At 36.3% G+C, this 3,055-nt stretch carries 2 protein-coding genes; both read left to right on the top strand.

Annotated features, from left to right (window positions below; genetic code table 11):
• Positions 1 to 898: 898 nt before the first annotated feature.
• A complete protein-coding gene (locus ENL20_10725) occupies positions 899 to 1,621 on the top strand; it encodes an HAD family hydrolase (protein HHE39028.1) in 723 nt (240 codons plus the stop codon).
• Positions 1,622 to 1,693: 72 nt separating this feature from the next.
• Complete coding sequence (locus tag ENL20_10730; protein ID HHE39029.1) at positions 1,694 to 2,689, top strand: hypothetical protein; 996 nt, start codon at positions 1,694 to 1,696, stop codon at positions 2,687 to 2,689.
• Positions 2,690 to 3,055: the final 366 nt, after the last annotated feature.

Below are 3,055 nucleotides of genomic sequence, written 5' to 3' on the forward strand. Positions count from 1 at the left end.
CAAAGTTGGTTTTACTTACAAACCGGATTTCACAGAAAATGAACGATTTTATAATTTTGGAGGAATCGGCTTAAGCAGTTCTTCCAAACAAAGAAAAGTCAGTTTTTCGCTGAACAACACCTGGCAATTGAAATTAATAAAAACTGAATCTTTAAAAGAGAGAAAAATAAACGATTTTTTCAAATTTAATTCCGGGATCAGTTATGATTTTGAAAATGAAGGAAAAGGATTTGGAAACATCAGTCACAGTATATATTTCAATCCCAATAATCTCGATCTGAAATATGCAGCGTTATCATTCAGACCATATGGAACGATCAGTCAGGAAACTTATGGTTTGAGATTTAAAGTGTGGGATTATAAAAGCTGGGATTTTGCTGTTTCTAACTGGACTTTCAACACAACCACTAAACTTACATTTTCCGGAGATGCGAACTATATCAATTATTTTCCGGAACCGGAAAACCGTTTTATTTCCAGTCAATTTTTTCAGGATGATTCTCTTGCTGTCGAGGAAGAACAGACCGTAACGACTTTAGAAGAATTGGAGCAGTTATCGATTGATAAAAAAAACTGGTCGATTTCCTTTACAAATACATTTAAAACAACGAAAGCACTTTATAAAAACAAGGATTTTACCAGCAGTTTACGCACAAATCTTTCTCTCAAACTAACTAAAAACTGGTCGCTTGCGTATGATAATTATATTGATATAAAGAAGAAGGAGATGATATCACACAATATAACGATCACGCGCGAACTGCATTGCTGGAAGATCGTATTCAAATATACAAAACAAACTGATTATTGGAATTATTCTTTCCAATTGTTCAATATCAAACTACCACAGGATCTGAAATTCAGAACTTCGGATCACAAGAAATAGGAGAAAAGGAGAATGGAAAAAGGAAACGGGAAACAGGAGAAAGGGAGAAACGGAGAATCCAGCTTCGCTGCGCTTCGCCGTGACAAGCAAGGTGCAAGGGACAGGGAACAAGTCAAATCGAATCCAGAACCCGGAACCCAGAATCTTGAACCCAGAACCTCAATCAAAGCCGTTTTCCTTGATCGAGACGGAACTATAAACATCGATCAGAATGGTTATATAAATAATCCTGATGATTTTGAGTTATTTCCTTTTGCTGCGGAAGCGATTTCCATTTTGAATAAATTAGACTACCTGGTTTTTGTGGTTTCCAATCAATCCGGAATAACGCGTGGATATTTTACGATCGAAGAATTGGAAGCAATTCATCAAAAAATGAATAATTGTCTTGAAAGATCTGGAGCAAAGATAGACGAGATTTATTTTTCTCCTTATCATATCGAGGGAAAAGTCGAACCGTATAATATTCATCATGAAGATCGCAAACCGGGATTGGGAATGTTCAAAAAAGCATTGAAAAAGTACCATTTTGAGATTAAAAAATCGTTTATGGTCGGAGATCGTTATTCTGATATTGTTTTCGGAAAAAAAGCAGGTTTAACGACTATTTTATTGCTTACCGGTTTTGGGAAAGATATATTTTATCATGATCGGAAAAAATGGGAATATCAACCGGATTTTGTGGTAAAGGATTTGCTGGTTGCTGCGAAATCGATTGAGAAGTTAGGGAAATAACTTGATCTTCCTTTTCAACTCAACCCCTAACCCCTTCTCTTGAGAAAAGAAGGAGAATTTAAAAAATAAAAAATGAATTTTTTATTTTTGTTCCCTCTCTTTTTAAGAGAGGGTCAGGGTGAGTTAAATAAAATGAAATCTATTATTAAAATAATCATAATCAGCATTTTGCTATTTTCCTGTGGTAACGGGAAGACATTCGATCCTCCTGACAATCCAGATCCTGAGCCAACAATCGCAGATCTTTTTTTCGGGACCGATTCTACTTTTGATGTTCTTACCTGGAACATCCAGGAATTTCCTAAAAACGGAAATACGACAATAAGTTATGTCCTCCAGATCATCGAAGCTCTGAATGTCGATGTGATCGCATTACAGGAAATGGATAGTGAAACGGATTTTGTTTACCTGAAAAATTCGCTTATCGGCTGGAATGGATTTCGAGCTTCTTATCCGCAATCTTCTTATTATAATCCTCCTGTGGCTTATTTATATAATTCCAATACGATCCAGATGGATGATATTTTTGAAATTTTTATTTACGATGACCGACCTTTTCCCAGACCTCCACTTATTATGGAACTGATCTGGAATTCGGTTCCGATAGTTATGATCAATAATCATCTGAAAGCGGGAGGAGACGGAATAATCGATCATTCGGACAGTTGGGACGAGGAGCATCGGAGAATGGACGCCTGCGTTATGCTGGAGGAATATATTTCCGAAAATTATTTGAATAGCAATGTAATTCTTCTCGGGGATTTGAATGACAACCTGACGGATCAACTCGAAAATAATGTTTTTGAGATTTTTCTCGATGATATTGAGATTTACCGGTTTGCAGACATGGGAATTGCTATTGGTAATAATTCCAATTGGTCATGGGGAAATGGTAGTAGTCATCTTGATCATATTTTAGTAACGAACGAACTTTTTGATGAATTCGAAAATCCGGATTCTAAAGCGGAAACAATTTTAATCGACGATTATCTCCAATTCGGCTGGCAGGAATATGAAGATAATATTTCCGATCATTTGCCGGTTGGATTGAAACTGAAGTTTAACTAATTCGAATTGTAAGGAAAGCGTCAGACAGTAGTCTGGCGATGGACGACTACTCGAAACAGAAAGTTAATTATTTATTTTGACTCGTCGTCCTTATTCATCCTTCGTGGTAATCTGCTGCGAAGAATGGACGAGTCGAAAAGAATGGTAGTGTATCATAATTTATGAAAGATTATGAAAAACTTATGCTGCCTTTCCGAAGCTTATCACAAAGATATTCTTATCACTAAGATTCGGAAAGTTCCGGGACATATACATCCTTCCGAATCTTAATGTAAGAACTGGTGAAAGAAAGCTTCGGAAGAAGGTAGTGTAACATAATTTATGAAAGATTATGAAAAAATGATGCTGCCTTTCCGAAGCTTCTCA

It is taken from the genome of Candidatus Cloacimonadota bacterium (genome assembly GCA_011372345.1).
Classification (GTDB): Bacteria; Cloacimonadota; Cloacimonadia; order Cloacimonadales; family TCS61; genus DRTC01.